Source organism: Alteromonas stellipolaris, from assembly GCF_001562115.1.
In the GTDB taxonomy this organism is placed as follows: domain Bacteria; phylum Pseudomonadota; class Gammaproteobacteria; order Enterobacterales; family Alteromonadaceae; genus Alteromonas; species Alteromonas stellipolaris.
Genome location: NZ_CP013926.1, coordinates 474,540 through 500,516, shown reverse-complemented (window position 1 = coordinate 500,516; position 25,977 = coordinate 474,540). Strand labels below are relative to the sequence as shown.

General features: G+C 45.0%; 18 protein-coding genes. 8 read left to right on the top strand and 10 right to left on the bottom strand.

Annotation, left to right across the window (positions count from 1 at the left end):
- Nucleotides 1–7 precede the first annotated feature (7 nt).
- Nucleotides 8–1,477: a succinylglutamate-semialdehyde dehydrogenase gene (astD, locus tag AVL57_RS01995; RefSeq protein WP_057794394.1), complete on the top strand. Its 1,470-nt coding sequence runs from the start codon at nt 8–10 to the stop codon at nt 1,475–1,477.
- 58 nt (nt 1,478–1,535) lie between these two features.
- A complete protein-coding gene (locus AVL57_RS01990; RefSeq protein ID WP_057794396.1) occupies nt 1,536–2,342 on the top strand; it encodes a DUF1338 domain-containing protein in 807 nt (268 codons plus the stop codon).
- Nucleotides 2,343–2,421: 79 nt separating this feature from the next.
- Here AVL57_RS01990 and AVL57_RS01985 read toward each other — a convergent pair whose 3' ends face one another.
- The 3 genes from AVL57_RS01985 to parC are packed head-to-tail and all read right to left on the bottom strand — an operon-like array spanning nt 2,422 to nt 7,500.
- On the bottom strand, nt 2,422–4,593 hold the full coding sequence (locus AVL57_RS01985; protein ID WP_057794399.1) for a putative bifunctional diguanylate cyclase/phosphodiesterase: 2,172 nt from the start codon (nt 4,591–4,593) through the stop codon (nt 2,422–2,424).
- Nucleotides 4,594–4,596: 3 nt separating this feature from the next.
- Nucleotides 4,597–5,133: a heme NO-binding domain-containing protein gene (locus AVL57_RS01980; RefSeq protein ID WP_057794400.1), complete on the bottom strand. Its 537-nt coding sequence runs from the start codon at nt 5,131–5,133 to the stop codon at nt 4,597–4,599.
- A gap of 60 nt (nt 5,134–5,193) precedes the next feature.
- Nucleotides 5,194–7,500, bottom strand: coding sequence for a DNA topoisomerase IV subunit A (gene parC / locus AVL57_RS01975; protein ID WP_057794402.1), 2,307 nt, complete (start codon nt 7,498–7,500; stop codon nt 5,194–5,196).
- A gap of 292 nt (nt 7,501–7,792) precedes the next feature.
- Between parC and AVL57_RS01970 the strand changes: the two genes are divergently transcribed.
- On the top strand, nt 7,793–10,924 hold the full coding sequence (locus tag AVL57_RS01970; RefSeq protein ID WP_057794405.1) for a hybrid sensor histidine kinase/response regulator: 3,132 nt from the start codon (nt 7,793–7,795) through the stop codon (nt 10,922–10,924).
- A gap of 11 nt (nt 10,925–10,935) precedes the next feature.
- Here AVL57_RS01970 and AVL57_RS01965 read toward each other — a convergent pair whose 3' ends face one another.
- The 3 genes from AVL57_RS01965 to AVL57_RS01955 form a co-directional block, all read right to left on the bottom strand.
- Nucleotides 10,936–11,631 (bottom strand): DUF2982 domain-containing protein, encoded by a 696-nt coding sequence (locus AVL57_RS01965; RefSeq protein ID WP_057794406.1) that lies wholly within the window; start codon nt 11,629–11,631, stop codon nt 10,936–10,938.
- Nucleotides 11,632–11,816: 185 nt separating this feature from the next.
- Nucleotides 11,817–14,963 (bottom strand): efflux RND transporter permease subunit, encoded by a 3,147-nt coding sequence (locus AVL57_RS01960; RefSeq protein ID WP_057794408.1) that lies wholly within the window; start codon nt 14,961–14,963, stop codon nt 11,817–11,819.
- Nucleotides 14,960–16,114, bottom strand: a complete 1,155-nt coding sequence (locus tag AVL57_RS01955; RefSeq protein WP_057794410.1) for an efflux RND transporter periplasmic adaptor subunit — start codon at nt 16,112–16,114, stop codon at nt 14,960–14,962. Before AVL57_RS01955 ends, AVL57_RS01960 begins: the two co-directional genes overlap by 4 nt.
- Before the next feature lie 120 nt (nt 16,115–16,234).
- Between AVL57_RS01955 and AVL57_RS01950 the strand changes: the two genes are divergently transcribed.
- The 4 genes from AVL57_RS01950 to AVL57_RS01935 all read left to right on the top strand — a co-directional run bounded on the left by AVL57_RS01950 (nt 16,235) and on the right by AVL57_RS01935 (nt 20,379).
- Nucleotides 16,235–16,891: a TetR/AcrR family transcriptional regulator gene (locus AVL57_RS01950; protein ID WP_057794412.1), complete on the top strand. Its 657-nt coding sequence runs from the start codon at nt 16,235–16,237 to the stop codon at nt 16,889–16,891.
- Between the two features lie 85 nt (nt 16,892–16,976).
- Nucleotides 16,977–18,008, top strand: coding sequence for an aspartate carbamoyltransferase (locus AVL57_RS01945; protein WP_057794414.1), 1,032 nt, complete (start codon nt 16,977–16,979; stop codon nt 18,006–18,008).
- Complete coding sequence (hemL, locus tag AVL57_RS01940; protein WP_057794416.1) at nt 17,995–19,278, top strand: glutamate-1-semialdehyde 2,1-aminomutase; 1,284 nt, start codon at nt 17,995–17,997, stop codon at nt 19,276–19,278. Before AVL57_RS01945 ends, hemL begins: the two co-directional genes overlap by 14 nt.
- An 18-nt stretch (nt 19,279–19,296) precedes the next feature.
- Nucleotides 19,297–20,379: an adenylate/guanylate cyclase domain-containing protein gene (locus AVL57_RS01935; RefSeq protein WP_057794418.1), complete on the top strand. Its 1,083-nt coding sequence runs from the start codon at nt 19,297–19,299 to the stop codon at nt 20,377–20,379.
- Nucleotides 20,380–20,392: 13 nt separating this feature from the next.
- Here the strand turns inward: AVL57_RS01935 and AVL57_RS01930 are convergent, their stop codons facing one another.
- From AVL57_RS01930 to glnK, 4 genes are all read right to left on the bottom strand, one after another.
- Nucleotides 20,393–21,322: a Dyp-type peroxidase gene (locus tag AVL57_RS01930; protein WP_057794420.1), complete on the bottom strand. Its 930-nt coding sequence runs from the start codon at nt 21,320–21,322 to the stop codon at nt 20,393–20,395.
- A gap of 50 nt (nt 21,323–21,372) precedes the next feature.
- Nucleotides 21,373–23,052 (bottom strand): gamma-glutamyltransferase, encoded by a 1,680-nt coding sequence (ggt, locus tag AVL57_RS01925; protein WP_057794422.1) that lies wholly within the window; start codon nt 23,050–23,052, stop codon nt 21,373–21,375.
- Nucleotides 23,053–23,235: 183 nt separating this feature from the next.
- The gene (amtB, locus tag AVL57_RS01920; protein ID WP_013785694.1) at nt 23,236–24,483 is read right to left on the bottom strand and encodes an ammonium transporter AmtB; all 1,248 of its coding nucleotides are present in this window, start codon (nt 24,481–24,483) and stop codon (nt 23,236–23,238) included.
- Nucleotides 24,484–24,515: 32 nt separating this feature from the next.
- Nucleotides 24,516–24,854, bottom strand: coding sequence for a P-II family nitrogen regulator (gene glnK, locus AVL57_RS01915; RefSeq protein WP_013785695.1), 339 nt, complete (start codon nt 24,852–24,854; stop codon nt 24,516–24,518).
- A 226-nt stretch (nt 24,855–25,080) separates the two neighbouring features.
- Between glnK and AVL57_RS01910 the strand changes: the two genes are divergently transcribed.
- Nucleotides 25,081–25,962 (top strand): dihydrolipoyllysine-residue succinyltransferase component of 2-oxoglutarate dehydrogenase complex, encoded by an 882-nt coding sequence (locus AVL57_RS01910; protein WP_057794424.1) that lies wholly within the window; start codon nt 25,081–25,083, stop codon nt 25,960–25,962.
- Nucleotides 25,963–25,977 lie beyond the last annotated feature (15 nt).

The window sequence follows — 25,977 nt, the reverse complement described above, 5'->3', positions numbered from 1 at the left end:
ACTTTTTATGTTACACACACATTTTATCGACGGACAATGGGTTACCGGTGAAGGGCACGACTTAGCCTCAATCGACCCAGCTAAAAACCAAGTTATTTGGGAGGGTAAGTCAGCCTCCCCTAGCCAGATTGACTTAGCGGTAAAAGCAGCTCGCGCTGCGGCTCCAGCTTGGGGAATGATGACGGTTGAAGAACGCTTAAACATTATTAAAGTTTACGGCGAAAAGCTAGGCGAAGCGAAAGCGCACCTAGCTAAAGTAATAGCAAAAGAAACCGGCAAACCAGAGTGGGAAACCGCCACAGAAGTGGGTGCCATGATGGGTAAAATCGCTATTTCTGAAAAAGCTTATTTTGAGCGTACCGGCAATGTTGAAAACCCTATGCCTGTAGGTAAAGCTTTCATTCGCCATAAAGCCCATGGTGTTGTAGCAGTATTCGGCCCGTACAATTTCCCTGGCCACTTGCCTAATGGTCACATTGTACCAGCGCTTATTGCAGGTAATACCGTGGTATTTAAACCTAGCGATCTTACCCCTATGGTTGCCGAAGAAATGGTCAAGCTATGGGAACAAGCAGGCTTGCCTGCCGGCGTACTTAACCTGGTTCAAGGTGAAGTTGAAACCGGTAAAGCACTAGCGTCGCACAACGGTATAGATGGGTTATTCTTTACCGGAAGTTCACGCACTGGCAAAATTTTGCACGAACAATTTGCAGGACACCCAGGTAAAATTTTGGCTCTTGAAATGGGCGGAAATAATCCGTTAATTGTGAAAGATGTTGCCGATATTGATGGTGCGGTTCACGATATCGTGCAATCAGCCTTTATTACGTCGGGTCAACGCTGTACTTGTGCGCGCCGTTTGTTTTTACCTGCCAATGCTCAAGGTGATGCCACATTAGCTCGTCTGCTTGAAGTCACTAAGAATATCAAAATTGATGACTATGATGCCGACGATCAGCCTTTCATGGGGGCAATGATTTCAGCAAACGCTGCAGCATCTATGGTTAAAGCGCAGCAAGAACTTGAAGCTCTAGGCGGCAAGGTGTTGTTGCGATTAGAACAGCCTGATAACCAAAAGGGTTTCGCCACACCAGGTATTATTGATGTAACTGACATGCTATCTGAATTGCCTGATGAAGAGCACTTCGGCCCATTGCTTAAGGTTATTCGCTACACCGACTTTGATAACGCAATTGAAGAAGCGAACAATACAAGCTTTGGCTTATCGGCAGGATTGCTAGCAGATAGCGAAGAAGACTACCGCTATTTCTTTGCACGTATTCGTGCAGGCATCGTTAACTGGAACCGCCCTATTACGGGTGCAAGCAGTGCAGCACCCTTTGGTGGCATTGGTGAAAGTGGAAACCATCGCGCTAGTGCATTTTATGCCGCCGACTACTGTGCGTTTCCAGTCGCCTCGGTAGAGCTTGAAAAAGTAACCTTGCCGGGTAAGTTAAGCCCAGGCCTAACACTTTAATTACACCACTACATTCAAAGCCGCTATTAATAGCGGCTTTATTTATAGGACACACGCCATGCATAACAATATCGATACGCTCTTTGCCAATATGTGGGACGATTATGTTGCAATTACCCCTTCAGCTCACAAAATCCATGCCCTTCTTGCCGATGAAGAAAGCACGAATAACATAGTTAACGATCATGTTGCTTTTAGAACCTTTGCATTAGATAAAACCGCGCTTGAAAAATTGGCTGCTCACTTTCTTGCCCTCGGGTATACCGAAATGGGTGATTACAATTTTGAAGCGAAGAAGCTAACCGCTAAGCACTTCGAACACCCTGATGATACAAAACCAAAAGTTTTCATCAGTGAGTTGAGAGTGAACGAACTGTCTGACAATGCACAAGCTATAATTCAAAAGCTCGTAGCACAAATGGATGCGGATGTAGTGACTGCTGACAACTTCCTTTATTCAGGCCGTCACTGGGATATCAGTAAAGCCGATTATGATGCCCTGCTAGATGAGTCAGAATATGCAGCATGGTTGGCGGCATGGGGATTTTGCGCCAATCACTTCACGGTTAGCGTTAATCATTTAGGGCAAACTGATGAGCTTTCAGACGTAAATGCGCGTCTTAAAGATGCCGGTTTTGTGCTAAATACCTCTGGCGGCGAAATAAAAGGCGGACCTGAAGTCTTCCTTGCACAGTCTTCTACTATGGCCGACCGCGCTCCTGTGAATTTTTCCGATGAGACCGCTGCTATTCCTAGCTGTTTTTACGAATTTGCTCAGCGTTATAACATGCCTAATGGCAAGCGTTACCAAGGTTTTGTGGCAGCGTCTGCAGATAAGATTTTTGAAAGCACTAACGCCAGTTGAGTTATTTACGCGTTAAATTAGCGGGTATTGAACGAAAAGTAAGAACTGATATGCGATAAATAAAAGGGCGAAAGCCCTTTTATTTTCTGTCAGGAAAAGTATCTGACGGGTTCGTATGCCTTGCAAGGAACTGATCATAGGGCATAGGTTTATCGAAATAAAAACCCTGCATTAGGTTCACGTCTGCATTTTCCATAAAAGGCAAGTATGACTCCTGCTCGACCCCTTCCACCACAATTTCAATCTGTAACCGGTTAAGCATAGCCACCAAACCACAAAAAAGCGCATTTGCTTTACTGTTATTGTGAATATCTTTCACCAAGCTCCTGTCCACTTTAACGACTTCAAAATGAAAATTCTTAAGATAACTTAGGGAAGAAAACCCACTGCCAAAATCGTCTAGTGAAAGGCGGAAGCCGACTTCACGCAGACTATTTAGCGCAACAAGCGCAGCTTTTTCATCACGGATAAAAATAGACTCGGTGAGCTCAAGTTCAATCATGTCAGTGCGCACTGAACAGTCATCACAAATTTTGGTGGCTTGAGCGGGGAATTCGGTGTCGAGCATTTGGTTAACGCTGATATTAATTGAAAGCGGTATGCTTTCTCCTTGCTGCGCTTCCATCATGGCGATGTAGTCACATGCAGCTTCCAGCGCTTGCAAGCCAATCTGGCGGTCTAGGTCGTGCTCTTCAGCGATAGGAATGAATACCACAGGAGGCACAACACCGTGTAACCCAGATATCCACCTACAAAGTACTTCTCCGCCTTTCAAATTACCCTGCAAGTCATACTTACCTTGAATATAGTAATCGAGTAAATTGTTTTCGATAGCCTTACGCAAGTCGTTCACCATACTGACCTGTTGCGACATTCTCTCGTAAAGCCCTTCTTCGTACACATTCACTTGGCCTTTACCAAGCTTTTTGGCGTGATACATCGCTGCATCTGCACATTGGACAACGCCTTCAATACTGTCATTGTCTTTGGGGAATTTGGCAATACCAATACTTGCTGACAGTTTTAATTCGACCTTTTTGGTCACCACAACATCTTCTTCTATGAGGCCAATAAGCGCTTCGGATTTTTCCACCGCCCAGTCAATATGTTGCCTTGGAAGTACAGCGATAAACTCATCGCCTCCCCACCGCGCCACATCCCCGTGCGGACCGAAAGCAGCGGTAAGTAATGCGGCAACACGCTGAAGTTCGGTATCTCCTTTCTCGTGCCCAGCGGTATCATTAATAGCTTTGAACCCATCAAGGTCGATAAACACCACTAAAAAATCGGTTTGGCTGTCGAAAAGGTGTTGAAAAATATCTCGCAGGGCGCTGCGATTATTGAGCCCTGTCAACTCATCATAAAGGGCAAGTTGCTTTAAGCGAGCTTCATTGCGTTTACGTTCACTAATATCCCGCATAGTAGCTATGAGCGACGACTGGGCTTGTAGATAATTATCAAAAACTGATACTGAAATATCTACCGGTGTGTTTTTACCTACTCTAGGCACAATAACAGATTCAAACCTAAGCTGTTTGTTGTGTTGCAGGCTGTTCGTATTAACTTTTTCCCCTATCAGCAAATCATTGAGATTGAGATTGATACAAGCCATCTTATCTGGCGCGCCCACTAACTTCACAAACGCTTCATTACACTCATTTATGCTCAAGCTAGGTGACAATACCAACATGGGTTCGCGGGAATTAGCAAAGGCTGATGCCATTAGCTGGAAGGATTGCTCTGCCTGCCTTAGCTGCGTAATGTCTCTGGTGGTGCCCACTATTTGCAAGGCTTCACCGCTAACGCCACGCTTAAGCACACGCCCCCTCAAACGAACCCATTGCAACTGACCTTGTATGCTCATACGAAAGGAAAGCTCTATGCGTTCGCGGCCTCCATGAAGCGCCATCGACCATTGAAACTGTAAGTTTTCCAAGTCGTCTTCATGCACTAACGCCATTAAGTCGATTGGCGTTCCTGACCAGGTAGATTCGCTTTCTGAATTGAGCGAAAACGCTCGAATATCAATGATGTCATGGCTTGCTTGCCAATCCCAAAATGACTCTTGCGATGCCCACAACGCGAGCTCTAATTTTTTCAGTGATTGCTGACTGAAAAGTAGTGAGTTATATAGCTCGTCAGACTTTAGCAGCAGCAAGGATTCAGCGTTTTCTCTGGCCGCTTTTTCACGCTGAAGCCGCCTTTCTAAGCTTTGTAGTTTTTTCTCTAGAGGAACTAGATTGGCGCCCACCGGCTACACAACCTGAATACTAAATTCGTACGTATGAGGGAATGACATTTGATGAGTTTCACGCTCTAGAGTGCAATCGAAATGCATCGCTGCGGCATCCATTAGCCCTTCAGCAAGGGGGTATAACTCTCGTTCAGAGAAGTAGCGCAAGCGCATACCAGTATCAGTTCTAGATATAACGGTAAACCGCGGTAAATCGGCATCAGGGTAAAGTTTTCGTACTTGAACATGAATGTCACCATCTAGGTGTTCTAGCAACTGCAAAATGTCTTTCGTGTCGGCAAGTACATTGCCATGTACTGCCGCCAATTTGCCAAAAAGGTAAACCCCAAAATCGTACAGCAGTTCATTGACCGATTTGCCCGTTTTCGCGGCAAGAATAGATAAAATTTTCTGCATTTCTTCGAAAGGGTAATAGCCGACCGCAGTATAGGCACCATCATTAGTTAACTCAGCTTCTACAATCACTTCGTCAGCAAATTCAGGCGATACCTTTTCTTCTAGCATGTCTATAAGCGAAGTAAATACAATCCCTAACATACGGTCTCCTTATACGATTAATAATAGTGTAGTTCAGTCCCACCCAACGACAACCATTGTTTAGGAAATATCGCTGTCCTGGCCCTCAGGACTATCATCACTTGGGGCGCTTTGACTTTGTACCACTTCAACACCATCAACCCGCTGTAAACCTCGAGGTAATTTGTTTCCTCTACGTCCTCGCTCTCCATAATAGTGTTCCAAATCTGAAGCAGATAAGGTCATATTACGTTTACCCGCCGTCACTTTTAATGAAGCCCCATCAGGCACTACAGCCAATACAGTCACAAACTCTTCGCGGGATTGCGCTTTGGCACCAGGAATATTAATTAGCTTGTTCCCTTTTCCTTTACCTAAGCTTGGTAAGTCTTTAAGTGGGAACAACAACATACGCCCTTCGTTAGAAATGGTTAAACACCAATCTGATTCAGGGTTAGTCACAGGCTTAGGTTTCATCACTTTGGCCGCTGTAGGTAAAGAAAGGTACGCTTTCCCCGCCTTATTTTTGCTCACCATGTCTTTGAATGTACCAACGAACCCGTAACCTGCGTCTGAGCCAACTAAAAATTTAGCCTCGTCTGATGCCATAATGACGTGCTCGAATGACTCTCCACCTACCAAGGCAAAACGTCCTGTAAGCGGCTCTCCTTGACTCCGCGCCGATGGCAAACCATGGGCATCGCAGGAAAAAGTTCTCCCCGAGGTATCCATAAATACCGCAGGCTGATTACTTTTCCCTTCTGCGCTTGATAGATAGCCATCACCCGCTTTGTAGCTTAATCCCTCGGCATCAATGTCATGGCCTTTAGCACAACGTGCCCAACCTTTTTCCGATAACACCACGGTAACCGATTCGGCTGGCACAAGTTCTTTTTCAGATAACGCTTTTGCTTCACCGCGCTCAACAATAGGTGAACGCCTATCATCACCATACTTTTCAGCATCGGCTAAAATTTCTTTCTTGATAAGGGTTTTCAAGCGGCGATCTGAGCCTAACAAGGTTTGCAATTTATCACGCTCTGCTGCCAGCTCGTCTTGCTCACCCTTAATTTTCATTTCTTCAAGCTTGGCTAAATGACGAAGCTTTAATTCTAGTATTGCTTCTGCCTGCTTATCGCTAAGCGAGAACCGAGAGATTAATTCTTGCTTGGGTTTTTCGTAAGTACGAATAATCTCGATAACTTCGTCGATATTCAAAAAGGCAATGAGCAAACCTTCAAGAATATGTAAGCGAGCGAGTACTTTGTCTAAGCGGTATTGAAGGCGACGGGTAACTGTCTCTTTTCGGTAAACCAACCATTCAGATAATATAGTACGAAGGTCTTTTACTTTAGGGCGACCGTCCAAACCAATCATGTTTAGGTTTACGCGATAGTTCTTTTCTAAATCCGTAGTTGCAAATAAATGCTGCATTAACTGCGCGGTATCGATACGGTTTGAACGCGGAGTGATAATTAAACGGGTAGGATTTTCGTGGTCTGACTCGTCGCGCAAGTCACTTACCATCGGCAGCTTCTTAGCCTGCATCTGCCCAGCAATTTGCTCTAGAATTTTTCCGCCTGAAGCTTGGTGAGGTAGAGCCGTGACAACAATATCGCCATTTTCCTCGTGGAACACCGCGCGCATTTTAATTGAGCCGCGGCCGGTTTCATACAGCTTACGAATATCAGCTTTAGGCGTAATAACTTCAGCTTCGGTAGGGTAATCCGGTCCGTTAACATGCTCTAACACATCGCTAAGCTCTGCTTTGCTATTATCGAGCAACATGGCACAGGCATAAGCTAATTCACGTACATTATGTGGCGGAATGTCTGTGGCCATACCAACAGCAATACCCGTTACGCCATTAAGCAAGATATGCGGCAATCGAGCGGGTAACACACAAGGCTCTTCTAATGTGCCATCGAAATTAGGCGTCCAATCAACGGTGCCTTGGCCTAATTCATCCAGCAATACTTCTGAAAAACGAGAAAGTTTAGCCTCGGTGTATCGCATGGCAGCAAAAGATTTAGGATCGTCCGGTGCCCCCCAATTTCCTTGCCCATCGACTAGCGGATAGCGGTAAGAAAAGGGCTGCGCCATCAAAACCATTGCTTCATAACACGCGGAATCGCCATGAGGATGAAACTTACCTAATACATCCCCTACCGTTCTGGCCGACTTTTTATACTTTGCATTGGCGCTCAGTCCTAAGTCAGACATAGCGTATATAATGCGTCTTTGTACGGGTTTTAGACCATCGGCAATATGAGGCAGGGCACGGTCCATGATGACGTACATGGAATAATTTAAGTAAGCGTCTTCGGTAAAGCGCCTTAAAGGCAGTTGTTCTACACCGTCGCGGTTAATAATAATCTCGTCGCTCATGATAATTTTTTCGTTTTGTTATTTTCACAATTCAGCGTTAATGCAAAGCCTTTAGTTTTTAGACAGGTGGCAGCGTTAACGAACGGCGTGTTTATGTGGAAGAGTTTAACCACAAAGTAGGACTTTTTATTAAGCCTTCAATGTTTCTATTGTGGGGGAAACTAGGGGCTAGTGCAATAATCACTATTAGGTAAAATCACTATGCCGATTTACGTTAATGCCTCAATCTTTTGTACAATTGTCCGCCAGAGTGGTTTAATAACAATAGAAGAAGATTAAGAAGCTATTCAGGATGTATTTGTTTCGAATTTTTACACTGCTGTGCGCACTACTTTGGCTTATCGCCCCTCAACCAAGTCACGCCCAGCACATTGAGCAACTTTTCGATGAAGATGCTTCTTTAGACCTCTCCGACTCCCTGTACTATTTATACGAAACCAATCTACCACTCACAATAAATGATGTGAGTAGAAGACGCAGCGACTTTCGCATGCATCCTTATAGCAACCCTAACTTCGGCTTTAGAGACAAAGGAATGTGGTTGTTAACTTCATTTTCCAACGTGTCAAACCAAGAGAACTGGGTATTTTCTATCAATTTTAGCCAACTCGACAAAGTCGACTTCTACTTGGTTAAAAATGGCGAAGTATTGCAACAAAGCCATCAGGGTAAATCTCAAAAAGAACAAATTTTTCGCATACCCACATTACGGGTAACGCTAGCCAACGCCGAACGGGTCGATCTTTTTATACGTGTTGAGAGTCAATCATCAAGCCTTATTACACCACTAAGAGTGCAACCTGAGTCTGTTCACAGCAGTTCGTTCCAAATGGACAGCCTGATGTGGGGCCTATTTTACGGCGGCTTGCTAATACTGGCCATTTATAACCTTGTGCTGTATTTCGGGGTTCACGAGCGCAGCCTGATTGCTTATGTCGGCTACATATTCGCGGTTATTCTTTGGCAATTTATTTGGGGCGGCCATATCCACCTGCTGTTTTCAGGAGGGATACCCTATTGGCTTGTTGGTCACACCGAACTGATTTTTGTGATCATAGGTATTTCGTCCGGTTTGTTTACCGTGAGCTTTCTAGAGACCAAGAAGAATGCCAAGTCCGCACACCCCGTCATTGTGCTGTTATTGGCAGTGCAAATAGCTATTGGGGTAATTTGTTTCCTGGGTTTACTTCCCTCAATTTGGAAGAACAACTTAGTTTACGGCGTAGGCCTTATCGCTATTTGTAGTTATATTTTTGCCGGTATCGAGGCCTTTGTTAACCGCTTCCAACCTGCTCGATACTTTATATTTGCATGGGGAATGCTGGCAACAGGGGCCATTATTGGCATGCTAAGTCTAGTTGGGATACTCCCCTCAAACGACTTCACCACTTACTGTTTCCAAGTGGGCGTATTTTTAGAATCTGGGCTGTTTTCATTCGCGCTAATGGAAAAAAGCAGAAGCCAACTTGAACACGAAGTTGAGCAAGCTACCGATGATTTACGCAACAATATGGAGCTCATTGAAGAGCAAAATGCGCGCTTAGATATTGCCCGTAAAGATGCCATTAAGGCCAGTAATGTGAAATCGCAATTTCTTGCCAATATGAGCCATGAGATACGTACGCCTCTTAACGGTATTCTAGGGTTTAGCCGAGAACTGACCCATGCTTCTTTACCATCTGATCAACAAGAACAAGTGCGAATTATCAATACTGCCGCTGATAACTTGCTGACAATAGTCAACGATGTATTAGACTTCTCTAAGATTGAAGCGGGTAAGCTACAAATTAACAACCAGCCATTTTCACCCAATACTTTATTGGAAGAAATGGTGACGATTATGGCGAAGTCTTCCCATAGCAAAAAGTTAGAATTTGTTTTCGACCTGTCGCCTTTACCAGAAAAATTAATCGGTGATGTTTTCAGAATAAAGCAAATTTTGAATAACCTGCTTAGCAACGCCCTAAAATTCACCCCTTCCGGTACTATTACCCTTGCGGTCAAAGGCCGCCCGCTTTTGCACGGGATTCATGAGATTGAAATCATTGTTGAAGATACGGGTATAGGCATAAATCGACAGGACAGAAAGAAACTCTTCAATGCGTTTTCCCAAGTAGATGACTCGATAAACCGCAATTATCAAGGTACCGGATTAGGCTTGGTTATTAGTCGTGAGCTAGTGCGACTCATGCGTGGCGACTTAACCCTCAAAAGTACGCCAAGGCAAGGTTCTACCTTTGTGGTTACCCTAAGAACCAATCACTTAAGCCAGAAATATGCATTGAGTGCTGATACCGAGTGGCTTGGAAAACATGTAGTTATCTTCGACCCCATACCTGCAACACGCCGTGCCAGTGCCTCTATGTTGAAGCAACTGGGTGCTAAAGTTACCACTGTCGAGTCAGTTGACTATCTTTCTAGACTGTCACTACAGTCATCTTCCACTGACTTCTTTATGGCAACAGTGCCGGTATCAAAAATGGACAAGCGGGATGAGTTTTTAAGCCGCTTTGTACAGTTTAATGCGACCAAACGCGTGCTTTGGTATTCAGGCCCTGAGCCTTTTACCCAATACCCGAGTTTGTCTCAGCACTTTCATACTCAAATACGCATGCCGATGACACTAAGTAAGCTTGATGGTTTAGTAAACAATAAGAAAGCAGTACCACGAAACCCACTTCAAGATAAATTGAACTCACTTCCACGGGCAAGAATTTTAGCCGTGGATGATATGGATATGAACCTCAAGCTACTGCATACCTGGCTTGATAACTCACCGATATCATTGGTCACTACAACAAGTGGCGAAGACGCGGTTAATCAGTGCCAAACCCAAGAGTTTGACTTGATATTAATGGATGTTCAAATGCCCATCATGGATGGGCTTCAAGCGTCGCGAGCAATCAGAAAAACCACACTGAATATGGGTACGCCTATTATTGCAGTAACCGCCCATGCCTTTAAAGAAGAGCAGGAAAGGTTGCTGGCTTCGGGTATGGACGACTATTTGCCCAAACCCATTGAGATTGGGTTGCTGGTAGACCTTATACGTTCTTGGTGCCATAACACTGAGCCGGGGCACATATTACTACCTTCCTTAGACTGGCAGCTTGCGTTAAAGCGCGCACATCAAAACCATGAAGCAGCCAAAGAGCTACTTGAAGACTTTATTACCATGGCGCCAGACATGCTGACGACTTTAAAAGCACTGTGGAATGAAAAAGATTACGCAGAACTTAAGCTCGAAATTCACAAATTACATGGGGCCTGCTGTTACATAGGTGCGCCGCGACTGCAAAGCTTGGCAGATGAACTCGAAAGCGCCCTTAAATTAGGGCAACATTTTTTAGTGGCTGAACATATGCCGTTGTTACTCGATGAAATTGAGCGAGTCTGTTCAGAAGGACAGACACGTACTGGCTAGCCCAACTAGCGTTATTCAGCGTTATTGGTTCTACGGGCGGCTTGGCATTGAGAGATAAGCGCAGCAAACTCTTCTGGAGTTCTGTCTATATCAGAGGTGGCAATAAACACGTCATAACCAAGGCGCTTGCGAAGCTCTGCCATACGATTGGCCAACATGGCTTTTACCCCGGTGAGTACAGTGCCATTGTTTAACGTAAAATGATTATCATCGAACATAGACTCTTCGTAGCAACTTCCCGTGGCACAGCCTTCATTCGTATTATGCAGCAACAAAGGCCGCTGCTCCATCAACAAATGGGTGGCTAAACGTGGCGATATACTGGTTAGAAACTCGGTATAGTCTTTTAACTTGAAGCCTACGGTTTCAAGCCCTACATGATCCAAACCTTGTCGTACTCTAGGGCAGTCTGCCCGTTGTAGGTTTTCCCAATGTATCTGCCAGCTGCCTAAACGATGACGATAGGTGATAACGTCCGTGGTCATTTCTAGGCTGAATTCAGGCTCTCGAATTTTAAAGTAGCCCACCAGCAAGGTAACTAATGCCGCACTGGTGATCAGAATACCCGCTAGAAATAGCCAATCAGGGAGCAATACAAACCAAAGCGCAGCAAAAACTAACCCAGCGCAACCAATAACAATACTGGTTATACCATTACTTTTTGACGCGGCTCGAATAAGAATAGGTTCAGGGTTATTGCCAGACATACAGGTACACAACCAACATAATTAAGGCCCACAGCACATAAAGTCGAATTCGCTGGCAGACGGCGCAGTCTGTCTTCCACCAGCTAAAATGGCGTGTTGGCGCATTTCGTTTATTCTGATCTTTACGCATAAACAGGCAAACAGATTAATAATAAATACAGTTTACCTGTTTATAACTCGTGTTGTTAGGCCAGATGTCGATAGCGGTATCGCTGAAATGCTGCCACCAAGGTGGGTGTAAACACTAACGACAATATGACAGAAAAGCCTACGCCACCGGCCAGCACGACAGCAAGAGGCGGCCAGAAGCTGCCTTCGCTGAATAGTAATAGCGGGATTAACCCACCTACGGTCGTAAAGGTGGTGGAAAGAATGTGCCTGCTGCAGCCCATCGTTTCTTGTACGATAGCAGCAATATTTCCATGTTTAGCCTCTGAGTTTGCATTTATCGCCGCAATAACCACGATGGAGCCATTTATCGCAACCCCAATTAGTCCTGCAGATCCTAATAAGGGGTTAAAGCCTATCGGTAAACCTGATAACCATAAGCTAAACATGCCAAGCCCGACAGATAGTATGGCTACCAATACAATCACTCCAGCCATACGTAAACTCGTAAAAGTCAGAATTAAGGTAGTCAGCATCAGCACAAGGAGAACCGGCGCATAAGTTCCTAACTGCCCCATAGCCCGTTGTTGTTCATCGGCATCCCCTGCAAGGTGAATACGATACCCTTCTGGTAAGGCTAAGCTTTCGTTTAGCTTCTGTCTTAAAGTATTACTGGCATCAACAGGAGGGACATTCGGCAATAAGTAAGCCTGAATACGATTGACCCGCTCACCATCTTGGCGGGTAATACTGCTGATAGACGGTGCGAGTGTTAACGATGCTACCGCACCTAACGACGACCAATTTATAGCGCTATTGACTGAACTATCCCCAGTCACCGGAATAGGCATGGCGTTTATGCCCGCGACATCATGCCTGAAGCTATCTGATAATCTCACCCGCACAGGAATTTCTTCCGTACTTTCCAAAACTGAACCACCAGCAAGCCCTGAAAAGTTAATTTGCATCTGACTGGCTAGATCGGAAAGGCTTAAGCCAAGGTACGACAATGTATCACTTGAAGCATCCACATTAAGTTCCGGTTCCCCCATGGTGATACTAGCAGTTGATTGGGAAATACCAGGCACTGATGACATTAAAAATCGAACCTGCTGACCCAATTCATTCAATATGTCTAAATCAGGCCCAAAGATTTCTACTTCTACCGGCGCTGCAATAGGCGGACCTTGTCCGAATGCGCGAACTACAATTTGAACTTCGGGGAAGGTATCATCAAGATGATGTTGTAAACGGCTAATGAGCCTAGCGGCCTCTTCTACGGTATGGGTCGTAACTACCGCATTTGAGAAGTTGGGCAAGTTATCACGTGTCATGACTTGGTTGTAATACACCGAAGGGGCAGAGCCTCCTACTAACCATGTCACTTGCTTCACCCCTTCACTTTCGCGAATGACACTGTCGACTTTGTGGGTGTAGGTGAGGGTGTTATCTATGCTACTTCCCTCTTTAGTCCACATGTAAACTTCGAACTGATCTCTATCTGCACTAGGGAAAAATACGTTAGCCAGGGTGCCTGAAAGTACAAAACCAGAGATACAAAAAACAAGCACTAGCGGTAATACTAAAATGGGTCGTGCAATCCACGCAGCTAAATGTACGCGAAACGCTTGGCTTAATTTAGGGGCTTGTAACCCTACTTGCCACCAATGCTTATTAGCGACATTCTCAGCTTGTTCACCTTTAGGAAGAAAGCGAGCCGCTAATGCCGCTATTACGGTTAGGGATATAAACAACGAGCCGATTAATGCCATCACCACGCTTATAGCAATAGGCCCAACAAAATCACCGATGTTACCGTTTAGCAGAAAAATAGGCATGAAGCCTAATATGGTGGTGAGTGTAGAGGCGAGTAAAGGCGCAAAAAGGTGAGAAACACTTTTGGCCATCGCCCCAACGCGAGTAGCAGATGGGTCTTGTAAATTAATCCGAATTTCATCAGTAATAACAATGGCGTTGTCAATTAGCAGACCAATGGCGATAATCATGCCAAAAATGGACATTTGGTGAATTTGTTCGTTATAAAAGTTAAGAGAGAACAGCGCAAAAGATGCACACAAAGGAAGCGCTAACCCCACAATCCATGACGCTTTAAACCCCATAAAGAGTAAAATAACTAACATGACTACCGCACAGCCCATCAATAGGTTACCCGATAGTTCGGCTAAGCGATTGCCAGTATATTTATTTTGCTCAAAGGCGATATCAGCTGTAACCGTGCCTTTGAATTCCTGATTAAAGCTATCCACCACGCTTAGCGCATCGTTAGTCCACACATCGGCGCGTAGTGAGGTTTGCATTCGGGCTGCAACGAAGATAACTTCTTCTCCATCAAGCACACCAATGTCAGAACGCGGTGTTACATAGCCGCGGGAAACCTTTGCAATGTCTTCTACCCGTAAATAACGACCCTCTTGATTAACGAGTGGAATAGCAGACACCATGGCCACTCCGTCTAATCCTTTCGCTACAGTGAAGCGTAGATTTGTACTTTCAGTGTCAAGTACACCTGCAGGAAGTTTAGGATCGGCGTTGCTAATAATATTGCTTACTTGCCCAAGGTTTAGACCGGTGGCCGCAAGTTTATCTGGGGAGATACTTACGCTAATTTCTTCTTCGGGAGCACCATAAATACGCACTAACTCAGTGCCATGTACATTACGAAGTCTATCAGTCAGCTCTTCCGCTAATCGCCCCGTAAGGGTAAGTGATGTGGTATCAGGGTGTGACGCTTTTAATGCCAATAATAAGGTAAATGCAGTGGCACCACGCTTTTCATCAAAAATAGGCGAACCCACGCCTTCAGGGAAGCCTGCTGATGCTTCGCCTATCGCATCTCGTATCTCACTGAATAACTGTTCGTTGCTGCTACTATCAATCCAATCTTGGGTCTCAATAGTAATGACTGAAATACCAGCTCGTGAGGTAGATTTAACTTCCTTTATTTCAAAGATTTCGCGTAGCTTATCTTCTATTACATCACTGACTAAGGCTTCCACCCGTTCAGCCGAAGCTCCTGGGTAGGACGTGATAACAAGCGCATTTCGGGTATCAATTCTAGGGTCTTCTAAGCGCGGTAAGTTACCTAGCGCAGACATGCCTGCGACGAGTAGTATCACTAAGCTTAAAACGAGTAAGTGAGGTCGTCTGTAGAACAACGTATACCATGGGTATTTTTTATCAGTATCAAATAGCATGGGGTTCATCGCGTTGCTCCCTCGGCGCTATTCAAATTCCCCTCACTTAATTTAACCGATTGCCCTGGCGACAACTTATGCGTACCACCTATTACTAAGCGGTCGCCATCACTTAAGGCACCGCGTACAAAGGCACGCTCACCGTTGGTATAAATAACTTCAACGGTTCTGCTTTCAAGGGTAAGTCCCTTTTGTTCTTTCACTACAAAGACTCGCCATAGACCCCGTAAACCGTTGCTAAGAGCACTAGCAGGTATCCAACTGCCGATGCTATCGCCGTGACGTTGTCCCAACAAGGTGGCAAGATCGCCAGGTCTTAGTCCAGCATTACTCGATAGATTTACGAGGATATCAACAGTACGGGTTTGTCTATTGCGCACAGGGGAAAGCTGGCTCACCGTTGCTTCAATATTTAACGCATCAACATCAAGGGCTACCTTTTCACCTACTCGAAATAGAGAGACCATATCTGCTGGCACCGCAAAGCGAGCTTGTAAGGGAGCATCGCTGGTAAGACTTAACAAAGCAGCCCCTGCTGCAACAACACTACCTTCATCAAAGTAACGCGCGCTAATTGTGCCAGAGAAAGGCGCGAGCAATTTTGTTTTAGTTTGCTCTACATCTAGACTTTCAATACTTGCTTCAATTTCTTTTACCTGCGCACTGGCTACGGCGGTATTAGCTTTAACTTCATCTAAACGTTGCGACGATTCTAGTTTTTTCTCCACCAGCACAGTTACCCGTTTTTCGCTTAGCTCTGCCAACGTTAAATCTGCACGGGTACGTTCTAGTGTTGCGTATAATTCAACAAGGCGCGCAGACAGTCTGTCATTGTCTAGCTTGGCTAGTACATCACCTTTTTGAACCATATCCCCTTCATCAGCAAAAATTGCCATAACTTGGCCACTGGTATCAAAAGAAACATCAGCCGCTTTGGGAGATTCAATTAATCCATAAATTTTTACCGGCATTTCAAAACCGCTTTGCAGCGTAACCCGTTTGGTGGAAACCGCGGTAGGTGGATGATCGGTAAGTGTTTGTGTGGCACCATTAAGCCCAGCAGCAAACAGCAGAAGCGTTAATCCAACAACGAAGATAGTGATAGCAGCATACAATGCTGTCGATGCTCCTTTTCCTTGTTCAGTAGACTCGATTGTCATTTCATTTTCCTTGCTTCTGCAGGCTTATTAGCCTAGGCATATTTGGTATACTATTTTTACTATGCTAGATTATAAATACTAGACCGTCTAGTATGATATTTAAATTTAAGTGAGATCCCATTGCCTGAACAAAAAAACAAACGACAAGGCCGCCCAAAAAGCGAAGAAAAACATAACCTTATCCTTCATTCAGCGTCGTGTTTATTTATCGAAAATGGTTTTGCTAATACCTCGATGGACAATATTGCTAAGGCATCGGGAGTATCAAAACAAACGGTTTACTCTCATTTCGACAATAAAGATGCCTTGTTTAAGGCCGCAATTACAAAGAAGTGTCAGTCTTACCAACTCGATACCAATCAATTGATGCAGGGCACTAATGCTAACCTTCCGCTAAACCATTATTTAAAGCAGGTAGGTTCGCAGTTCATCAGGTTGATACAAGACCCAGAGGCGGTTGCTGTTTTCAGGCTGGTCATTGGTGAAGCGCAAAGCACCCCTCATGTAGCAAAACTATTTTATGATGCTGGGCCTGGTGCATCGATAGAAGCCTTCTCTGAAATGTTTTTCTTTTATGGTAAAGGCGCGCTAACGAAAGCTAACAGCGTGCAGTTGGCCATAGACTATTGTTCATTGCTACAAAGTGAGTTCCACAACAAATTGCTGTGCGGGGTTCAAGAGGTAATGCCTGATAAAGCAATTAGCGCTCATGTAGAAATTGCTGTCGAGAAAACCTTGCTGCTATTTAATACGTATTGTTCAAATAAAGACGAATAACTCCCCCTCAAGGCGGCGACGAAGGATTACTTATTTTCTCGTTTGTTATACACTACAGCCGTTTTCGTTGATGATTGAGTGACATATGTCTGACTTTACCGGTAACCACATTCTTTCGGTTAATCAATTCGATCGTGAGGCTATTGAGAAAGTATTCTCAGTTGCAGATTCTATGCAGCCTTATGCGAAACGCCAAAAGCGCACCACTGTGCTTGAAGGCGCCATTCTTGGTAATTTATTTTTCGAACCTAGCACCCGTACTCGCGTCAGTTTCGGCACCGCATTTAACCTTTTAGGTGGCGAAGTGCGAGAAACCACCGGCATGGCCAGTTCAGCCTTAGCTAAAGGCGAATCTCTTTACGATACTGCCCGTGTACTAAGCGGCTACTCAGACATTATTGCCATGCGCCACCCTGCTGCCGGATCGGTAGCCGAGTTTGCAGAAGGCAGTCGTGTGCCAGTGATTAACGGTGGTGACGGCGCTAATGAGCACCCTACTCAAGCCTTACTCGACTTATTCACTATCAAACGTGAATTGGAATATCATGGGCATGGTATTGACGGATTGCATATCGCCATGATTGGCGACCTTCGTTACGGCAGAACCGTACACTCGTTATCTCGGCTTTTATGCTTATTTAAAAATGTGCGCTTCACGCTAATATCTCCCAAAGAGTTAGCCATGCCACAGCCAATTATAGATACGATTGAAAATGCAGGGCATCAGCTTAATATCACTGAAACACTTGAAGGCAGTATGGATGCCGACATTTGTTACCAAACCCGCATTCAGGAAGAGCGCTTTCCTTCTCAAGAAGAAGCGAATAAATACCGTGGAAAATTTCGTTTAAACCACTCTATTTATACTCGCCATTTCCAGTCTAAAACCGTCATTATGCATCCACTTCCTCGGGATTCTCGTATAGAGGCTAACGAGTTAGATAACGACCTAAATTTAAATCCAAACCTTGCCATATTCAGACAAACTGACAACGGTGTTCTAGTACGCATGGCGCTATTTGCGCTTACATTAGGCGTTGAAGAGTTATTGACTAAATATGAACGTGAAGTGGTATGGTTCAGCAACAAGAGCAATGAATTACATGCAAAAATCTGAAGTCCTTTTTACCCGCGCCCAAAAAACAATTCCTGGCGGTGTTAATTCTCCCGTTCGCGCCTTTAAAGCCGTTGGCGGAACACCTCGCTTTATTACCAAGGCTGATGGCCCTTACATGTGGGACGCCGACGGTAAACAGTATATCGATTACGTGCAATCATGGGGCCCAATGGTATTGGGTCATAACAACCCACAAATTCGTCAAGCAGTCATCGATGCCTCTGAATTCGGCCTTTCGTTCGGTGCGCCTACCGAAGCTGAAATCATTATGGCTGAAACGGTCAGTAAATTGGTGCCGTCGATGGAAATGGTACGCATGGTAAATTCAGGAACTGAAGCCACCATGTCGGCTATTCGCTTATCTCGCGGCTACACGGGTCGCAATAAAATCGTTAAATTTGAAGGCTGTTACCACGGCCATGCAGACTCTTTGCTAGTAAAAGCAGGTTCTGGGGCATTGACCATGGGCGTGCCGAGCTCTCCTGGGGTACCCGCTAACGTGGCCGAGCACACCCTTACTGTCGAATATAATAATATCGATAGTGTAAAAGAGGTGTTTAATGCTCACGGAAACGACATTGCCTGTATAATTGTTGAGCCAGTTGCTGGTAATATGAACTGTATTCCACCTGTTGAAGGCTTTTTAGAAGGTCTTCGTGAAGTGTGTGACGAATACGGTAGTCTTCTGATATTTGATGAAGTGATGACTGGTTTTCGGGTGTCGCGCGGCGGAGCTCAAGAACGTTATGGCATAACACCCGACTTAACTTGCTTGGGTAAAGTGATTGGCGGCGGAATGCCGGTAGGTTGCTTTGGTGGTAGAAGAGACATTCTTACCCATATTGCCCCTACAGGTCCTGTTTACCAAGCTGGTACGCTTTCTGGTAACCCAGTGGCGATGGCAGCAGGCTTGGCCGCCATGCAGCAAATTCAAGAAGAAGGTCTTTACGAAGGCATCTTTGAAAATACCCAAGCACTCGCTGATGGTATGCAAGCCCTTGCCAATAAGCATGGCATTAAACTAAGTACTAATGTTGCCGGCAGTATGTTTGGGATATTCTTTACCGACATTGAGCGCGTTACTAATTATCAGCAGGCCATTAACTGCAACACAGAACAGTTCAACAAGTTTTACCACGGCATGTTGGAGCAAGGTGTTTACTTGGCACCTGCCTCATACGAAGCTGGATTTGTATCGAAAGCGCATGATAAGGATATCATTGCTAAAACTTTAGAAGCAGCTGACAAGGTGTTTGCAATGCTCAAATAACAATAATGGATAGGTATTTTGACGACAACGGATTGGTTACTACTAAGTGTCTTGTTTTTAGTTTTTGCTTACAGTGTTGTCGTTACCGCTGTGCTGGTGAAGTATCGCCGGCACAGACTCAATAGACTTGTCTACCGGCAAAGAATTAGAGCAAAGTCAAAATCAGGCTCCTCAACCAATCAGCATAATCAACACGTTGCTGATGAAGCGTTAAAGTTATCTCAAGCCTTTCAAAAGTTCGTCCCCCAACAGTTTATCGACCATATTACAAAAACCGGCTCAGGCCATATTGAGCTTGGTTATGCCGATGAGCAAGATGTGGCAATTCTTTTTTGCGACATCCGTGGGTTTACCGGCTTATCAGAAAAAATGCGCCCTCAGGAACTCATGGGGTTTCTCAACTCGTATTTCTTACGTATGAATAAACCTATTCACGAGAACGGCGGGTTTATCGATAAGTTTATCGGCGATGCAATGATGGCACTGTTTGATCACCCTGGTGGTACCCCGCAAGACAAAGCAATTGACGCGATTAACGCTGCGATGGAATTACGCAAAACCCTTGATTTTTATAATATTCGTCGTAAGCGAAAGGGCTTTGTCCCCATTAATGTAGGCGTGGGAATACACTATGGGCCTGTGGTAATGGGAACGGTAGGTTCCGACGATAGGATGGATACCACGGTTATTGGCGACAGCGTTAATATTGCCTGTCGTTTAGAAGCACTAGCGCCAAAATACGGTGCTGACATTATTGTCAGTGCCCAAGTACTTGAAGGAATGGGAGACAAGTTTCCTATTAAAACACGGCTTCTTGACTGGGTTCGGGTAAAAGGACGCAAAGCCCCCATCCAAATTTATGAGGTGCTTAGCCATTTACCGCATGAACAGCAAGAAGAACGGTTTTCGGTTCAATCTAAAATTGCCGCCGGCTTAGCTTGTCGAATAGATAAAGAGTGGGATTTGGCCATCGCGCACTTTGAAGCGGCGTTAGCCATTTTTCCTCAAGACTCCTTGGCAAAGCACCACATCGATGTGTGTCGTATATATCAAAACATGCTGCTGCCAGATGACTGGGATGGCGCGTTAAATATTCAGTAACGCCTCACCAACATTATTCAGATTCTGAATTTTTCGCCTGCTCGCGAATAAAGGTAACGGATGGCGCAAAAAAGGCAGCACCAGTTTCCGCGTTGGTGAAATCTAACCACCGGTCGTAATCTCCGTCACCATTGCCATATATTTGGCTATGAAGCATAGCTTTAAAGGGTCTAGCACTGGCCGAACAACTTACAAACAGTAGCCCTTGCGACACCATATCGCCATAAGGCATACCTTGTTTTATCAGCCCAGCTTTACCACTTTCAGTGGTAATAATGTTGGCGCGCACGCTATGAGAAGATTCAGATTGTTCTGCACTGACTAAGTTATGCTGCTGAGTTGTCCCCATCACTTGTTCTTGCTGCCGTGATGAGAGGCTGTGCCAACGGCGTAAGTCATGCTTGTAGCGCTGTACATGAAGATAACTTCCACCGCTAAAATCAGGATCGTTTTCGTTTACGATGGCAACCTCTCTGCGCTTCATTCCACGCGGGTTGTCAGCGGCATACAAGTAACCAGTAAGGTCGCGACCATCGAGGTAACGGAAACCACGAATTTGTTCTACCATTTCTACGTGTAATCGAAGTAAATCCATCACTTCGATACCGATGGCGTGACAAATATCTAAACGATCAGCCCTAATTTGAATAAACAAATCACAGGGCATAGTAGGCGCACTTCTGTCTTCACACTGCATATCAGGGAAAGGCATCAGTTCTACTGGAATTAACCCTGGGTACACTTCAGTCCAATAACCGGTTCCAATCGCCACAACGCCGGTCACCATAGCTTCATAGTGCTCAGACTCAAAGTGTTCGAATATATCCAACACCCGGGCAAGCTTCGCCCTTACCGCCTCACAATCGTCATCAATAACGTTAAGCAGTAAATATTGCGCATGTAAATTAGGTTCTGCGCAAATCCCTTTTTGTGGTTGTGTCATGGGCACTCTTATTGTTATTTAACCATGGCGAACAATGAAACAAGTGTGTATTAATAACCCGCTGCTTGTCCATCTTTTCGGCTTTCAGAAGCCCCAAAGTAAACGTTTCGCTTATCGTCCCACATTATGGCTTGATAGCCCCCAAAAGCGCCAACAACACGCTGCAATGTGTGACCCCGCTCCATTAACTCTCGCTGCACTGTTTCATCGAAGCCAGATTCAAGGCTGATATAACCGCCATCACGCATCAACTTACCCGTTGGGGTACTAGAACCACTATGTAAAATACGCGGCGCATCCCCAGCTTCTTGTAAATTCATACCAAAATCGAGCATGTTCACGATAATTTGCGCATGCATTTGAGGCTGTGTGCCTCCGCCCATAACGCCAAAGCTTAAAAACGGCGCACCATTACGAGTAACAAATGCTGGGATAATTGTATGAAATGGGCGCTTTTCAGGCTTAAGTTCGTTGAAATGCCCTTCTTCTAGGGTAAACATTTCACCGCGATTTTGTAGCACAAAACCAAGCCCTGGTGGTGTCATACCTGATCCCATACCGCGATAATTACTTTGAATGAGCGATACCATATTACCGTCTTTATCGGCCACCGTTAAATAAACTGTATCACCATCGTAAATACCAGCATCTACACGCTCTGCGGCTTTATCGTTATTTATAAGTTGCTGGCGTTTAGTGGCGTAATCTTTGGAAATTAACCACTCAACGGGAATGTCATTAAATGCGGGATCAGCATAAAATTTTGCGCGATCTTCAAACGCTAACTTTTTGGCCTCTACGAAGGTATGGATATACTCGGCAGAATTGAAGCCCATGCCTTCAATGTCATAGCGCTCTAATACATTGAGTATTTGTAATGCCGCAATGCCCTGTCCATTAGGGGGAAGTTCCCATACATCGTAGCCACGATAATTCGCCGATACCGGCTCTACCCACTCTGACGTATGCGATGCTAAATCGGCATAAGAAAGATAGCCACCTTGGGATTTCATATAGGCATCAATATTTTGCGCAATGTCTCCCTTATAAAAAGCATCTCGCCCACCGGTTGCAATTTTTTCATAGGTTACCGCAAGACCAGGGTTCTTAAATACATCCCCTTTTTTTGGGACTTTTCCGTTGATAAGAAACGTTTCTGCAAAACCATCGTAATGACCAATTCTGTCATTGTTCATTGCTAAATAATAAGCAACCAATTCAGAAACAGGAAAGCCGTTCTTGGCATATTCAATGGCCGGCGTAAGCAAAGCCGTCATAGGTAATTTGCCAAACTTTTCATGTAGCATAAACCAGCCATCTACTGCACCAGGCACAGACACAGGAAGTGGGCCGAATTTAGGTATTTGAGCTAAACCTCTATCGTTAAATACTTGTTTAGTCAGTAGCTTTGGAGAACGACCCGATGCGTTCAACCCTATTAACTTATTTTCTTTAGCATCCCATACCATCGCGAATAGATCGCCGCCCACACCTGCTCCTGTGGGTTCAACAAGCCCCAGCATAGCGTTTGCAGCAATGGCAGCATCTACGGCGCTTCCGCCGCGTTTAAGCACGTCAAGAGCTACTTGGGTTGCAAGCGGTTGGCTTGTTGCGGCCATACCATGTTGAGCAATAACTTCTGAACGACTCGCAAAAGGCGCGCCGGTAACTCTATCGTACCCATAAGCCATTTGACTGACACACAGTAGTAACAAACATCGCAACAGCATGATTTATTATCCTAATAAGAGAACAAACCTAATTTAGCATTATTGCTAACTAAGTAAATTATCAATAGTTTAGCGTTATTTTTAACTTTATGAAAAACGAAAAAAGCCCCGCAGATGCGGGGCTTAAGATTGGTGATACAGGCATTATCGTTATTATAAGTAATTTTGCCTGTTCAGACTTCCTTACGTACGGCCGTTGGTGAAGTCAGGATAAGCTTCCAGACCACATTCACTCATATCAACACCGTCGAATTCTTCTTCTTCAGTTACACGAACACCAATGACGGCTTTAATCGCTAACCAAACAACTAGGCTTACTACAAACACCCAAACAAAGATGGTAGCAGCACCAATTAACTGACCAACAATGCTTGAACCGTCGTTAGTGAATGGAACAAGGATAAGACCAAGTAGACCAACAACACCGTGAACAGAGATAGCACCTACTGGATCATCAATTTTAAGTTTATCTAACGCTACAATGCTTAGCACTACTAAGATACCACCTAGGCCACCGAACAAGGTTGCTTGAAGTGGAGTAGGAGTAGATGGCTCAGCAGTAATAGCAACCAAACCAGCTAGTGCACCGTTAAGAGCCATAGTTAAGTCAGCTTTGCCGAACATAATGCGCGCTAAGATAAGCGCTGCAATACAACCACCTGCAGCTGCTGCGTTAGTGTTCATAAATACAATAGCTACTGCGTTTGCACTTTCAACTGTTGCAGTAGCTAGTACTGAACCACCGTTAAAGCCGAACCAACCCATCCATAAAATGAATGTACCAAGCGTAGCAAGTGGAAGGTTTGCACCTGGAATAGCGTTAACTTTACCGTCAGCAGTATATTTGCCTTTACGAGCGCCAAGTACCAATACACCAGCTAATGCTGCGGCAGCACCTGCCATGTGAACAATACCAGAACCTGCAAAGTCAGAGAAACCTAGGTCGCCAAGGGTGTACATACCAAATACAGCTTCACCGCCCCAAGTCCAAGCACCTTCCATAGGATAGATGAAACCAGTCATTACAACCGCAAACGCTAAGAAAGCCCAAAGCTTCATACGCTCAGCCACTGCACCAGAAACAATAGACATTGCCGTTGCAACGAATACTACTTGGAAGAAGAAATCAGCAGAAGGTGCATAAGTTGCTGCATCTTCAGCAACACCAGTTGCGCCGTCACCCATAATTCCACCTAGGAACGGGCTCCACTCGCCGCCACCATACATGATGCCGTAGCCGCAAATCATATACATGGTGCTAGCAATGGCAAATAACGCGATATTTTTAGTTAGAATTTCTGTCGTGTTTTTAGCGCGTACCAAGCCAGCTTCTAGCATGGCGAAACCTGCCGCCATCCACATAACTAGTGCACCGCAGATTAAGAAGTAAAAGGTATCTAATGCATACCCGAGTTCAAATGTAATTTCCATTATGCTTTTCTCCGCAAATTAATCGTTTTGGCTTACAACGCGTCTGTGTCTGACTCGCCAGTTCGAATACGTACGGCTTGTTCAAGGTCGTAAACAAATACCTTACCGTCACCAATCTTGCCAGTCTTGGCTGCGCCAACGATGGCTTCTACCAAGCGATCTACCTGGTCGTCCTGAACGGCAATTTCCAGTTTGACTTTAGGCAAGAAATCCACTTGATATTCCGCGCCGCGGTAAAGTTCAGTGTGTCCTTTTTGACGTCCGAAACCTTTCACTTCGGTAACGGTTAAACCGTCAATTCCGATTTCTGAAATGGCTTCACGAACATCATCTAGCTTGAACGGCTTGATGATCGCTGTGACTAGTTTCATGAGTTGCTCCCAGTTTTTGTAATGGTTGTTTTGCACATTTCGTGTCTTGTACAGGGAAGTAAACCAAGAGATGTGCCACAAATAATTAGCATTTAAAAACAACATGTTAACTAAAACACGATGCATTTTGTTTACATTTATCGCACCACGGCGGTGCATCGCGCCATCAATGCCCAATTTTGGAGCGTCGTGAGTTAAATTAACTGAAAATAGCGATGAAATTAGGATGGAACTAATTAGTGACGTTGCGGGTCAGTTAGTAGATATGACAATTATCACACCTATCATAGAGCCTGAGTATTTGCGTGGGTATGTGCCTGAACGAGCGCAGGTTTTTAATGCGAGTAGTAAGGGGAAGCTAGCAAAAGGCTTACTTATCTCAACCCTTGTACACCTGATTGGGTTAGTAATAGTGATCTTCTCTACTACGTTCGAAAGCGGTGTGACATCAGCACATAAACCTGCTCCCATTAGTGCGACCTTGTATTTCCCCAAAGTCAGTGTAAATAAAACCATTGCTGAGGCACCTGCATCCACAGAAATCACGCCTCCCGTTAATGAAACCAAAGCGCAAGAACGCCCTTTGGAAAAAGTGATCGAAACTACCGAGCGGCCAAAAGTGGCAGAGACTCAGCCAGTAAAAGTTAAACCTACTGAAGCTACACCTACTGAAGCTAAACCCACAGAAACTAAAGAAGACAAGGCTGCACCAACAGAAGCACCCGCGCCTACTATTTCCAATGCCCGAGCCACTATCAACTCCACAACGAGGAACCAGCAAGCTGGCACTTTAAACTTGTCTCCACGGGCCAGTGCCTCGCAATTTTTTAATCGAAGAGAGCAAGAAGAAATTGCTGAGGAAGGCTTAAGAGCGGCTGAAGCACATAGGCAGAAAATAGAAAGCCCAGACCTTGTTGATACGCGAAAAGGCGAAGAGGATAGAAGCTACTATGAAAGGCCGGTGAAAAAAGTAAATTGTTCTGGCACTACTAACAAAGCGCTTACCGTTTTAAGTGGTTTGGCGGGCGGTACACTTGAATGTAGTAAGGGCAGCGACTACGACCGCTTTATTGAGGCTCGCGTCACTAAAGAACCTGTGAAAGACTAGCCGCTTAGACTCTAA

What these genes read in the sequence shown, in the direction of transcription:
- AVL57_RS01910 (WP_057794424.1), top strand. Translation starts at nt 25,081, where the DNA reads ATGGAACTAATTAGTGACGTTGCGGGTCAGTTAGTAGATATGACAATT.
- parC (WP_057794402.1), bottom strand. Translation starts at nt 7,500, where the DNA reads ATGAGCGACGAGATTATTATTAACCGCGACGGTGTAGAACAACTGCCT.
- AVL57_RS01965 (WP_057794406.1), bottom strand. Translation starts at nt 11,631, where the DNA reads ATGTCTGGCAATAACCCTGAACCTATTCTTATTCGAGCCGCGTCAAAA.
- ggt (WP_057794422.1), bottom strand. Translation starts at nt 23,052, where the DNA reads ATGCTGTTGCGATGTTTGTTACTACTGTGTGTCAGTCAAATGGCTTAT.
- glnK (WP_013785695.1), bottom strand. Translation starts at nt 24,854, where the DNA reads ATGAAACTAGTCACAGCGATCATCAAGCCGTTCAAGCTAGATGATGTT.
- amtB (WP_013785694.1), bottom strand. Translation starts at nt 24,483, where the DNA reads ATGGAAATTACATTTGAACTCGGGTATGCATTAGATACCTTTTACTTC.
- AVL57_RS01945 (WP_057794414.1), top strand. Translation starts at nt 16,977, where the DNA reads ATGTCTGACTTTACCGGTAACCACATTCTTTCGGTTAATCAATTCGAT.
- AVL57_RS01970 (WP_057794405.1), top strand. Translation starts at nt 7,793, where the DNA reads ATGTATTTGTTTCGAATTTTTACACTGCTGTGCGCACTACTTTGGCTT.
- astD (WP_057794394.1), top strand. Translation starts at nt 8, where the DNA reads ATGTTACACACACATTTTATCGACGGACAATGGGTTACCGGTGAAGGG.
- AVL57_RS01980 (WP_057794400.1), bottom strand. Translation starts at nt 5,133, where the DNA reads ATGTTAGGGATTGTATTTACTTCGCTTATAGACATGCTAGAAGAAAAG.
- AVL57_RS01960 (WP_057794408.1), bottom strand. Translation starts at nt 14,963, where the DNA reads ATGAACCCCATGCTATTTGATACTGATAAAAAATACCCATGGTATACG.
- AVL57_RS01930 (WP_057794420.1), bottom strand. Translation starts at nt 21,322, where the DNA reads ATGACACAACCACAAAAAGGGATTTGCGCAGAACCTAATTTACATGCG.
- AVL57_RS01955 (WP_057794410.1), bottom strand. Translation starts at nt 16,114, where the DNA reads ATGACAATCGAGTCTACTGAACAAGGAAAAGGAGCATCGACAGCATTG.
- AVL57_RS01990 (WP_057794396.1), top strand. Translation starts at nt 1,536, where the DNA reads ATGCATAACAATATCGATACGCTCTTTGCCAATATGTGGGACGATTAT.
- hemL (WP_057794416.1), top strand. Translation starts at nt 17,995, where the DNA reads ATGCAAAAATCTGAAGTCCTTTTTACCCGCGCCCAAAAAACAATTCCT.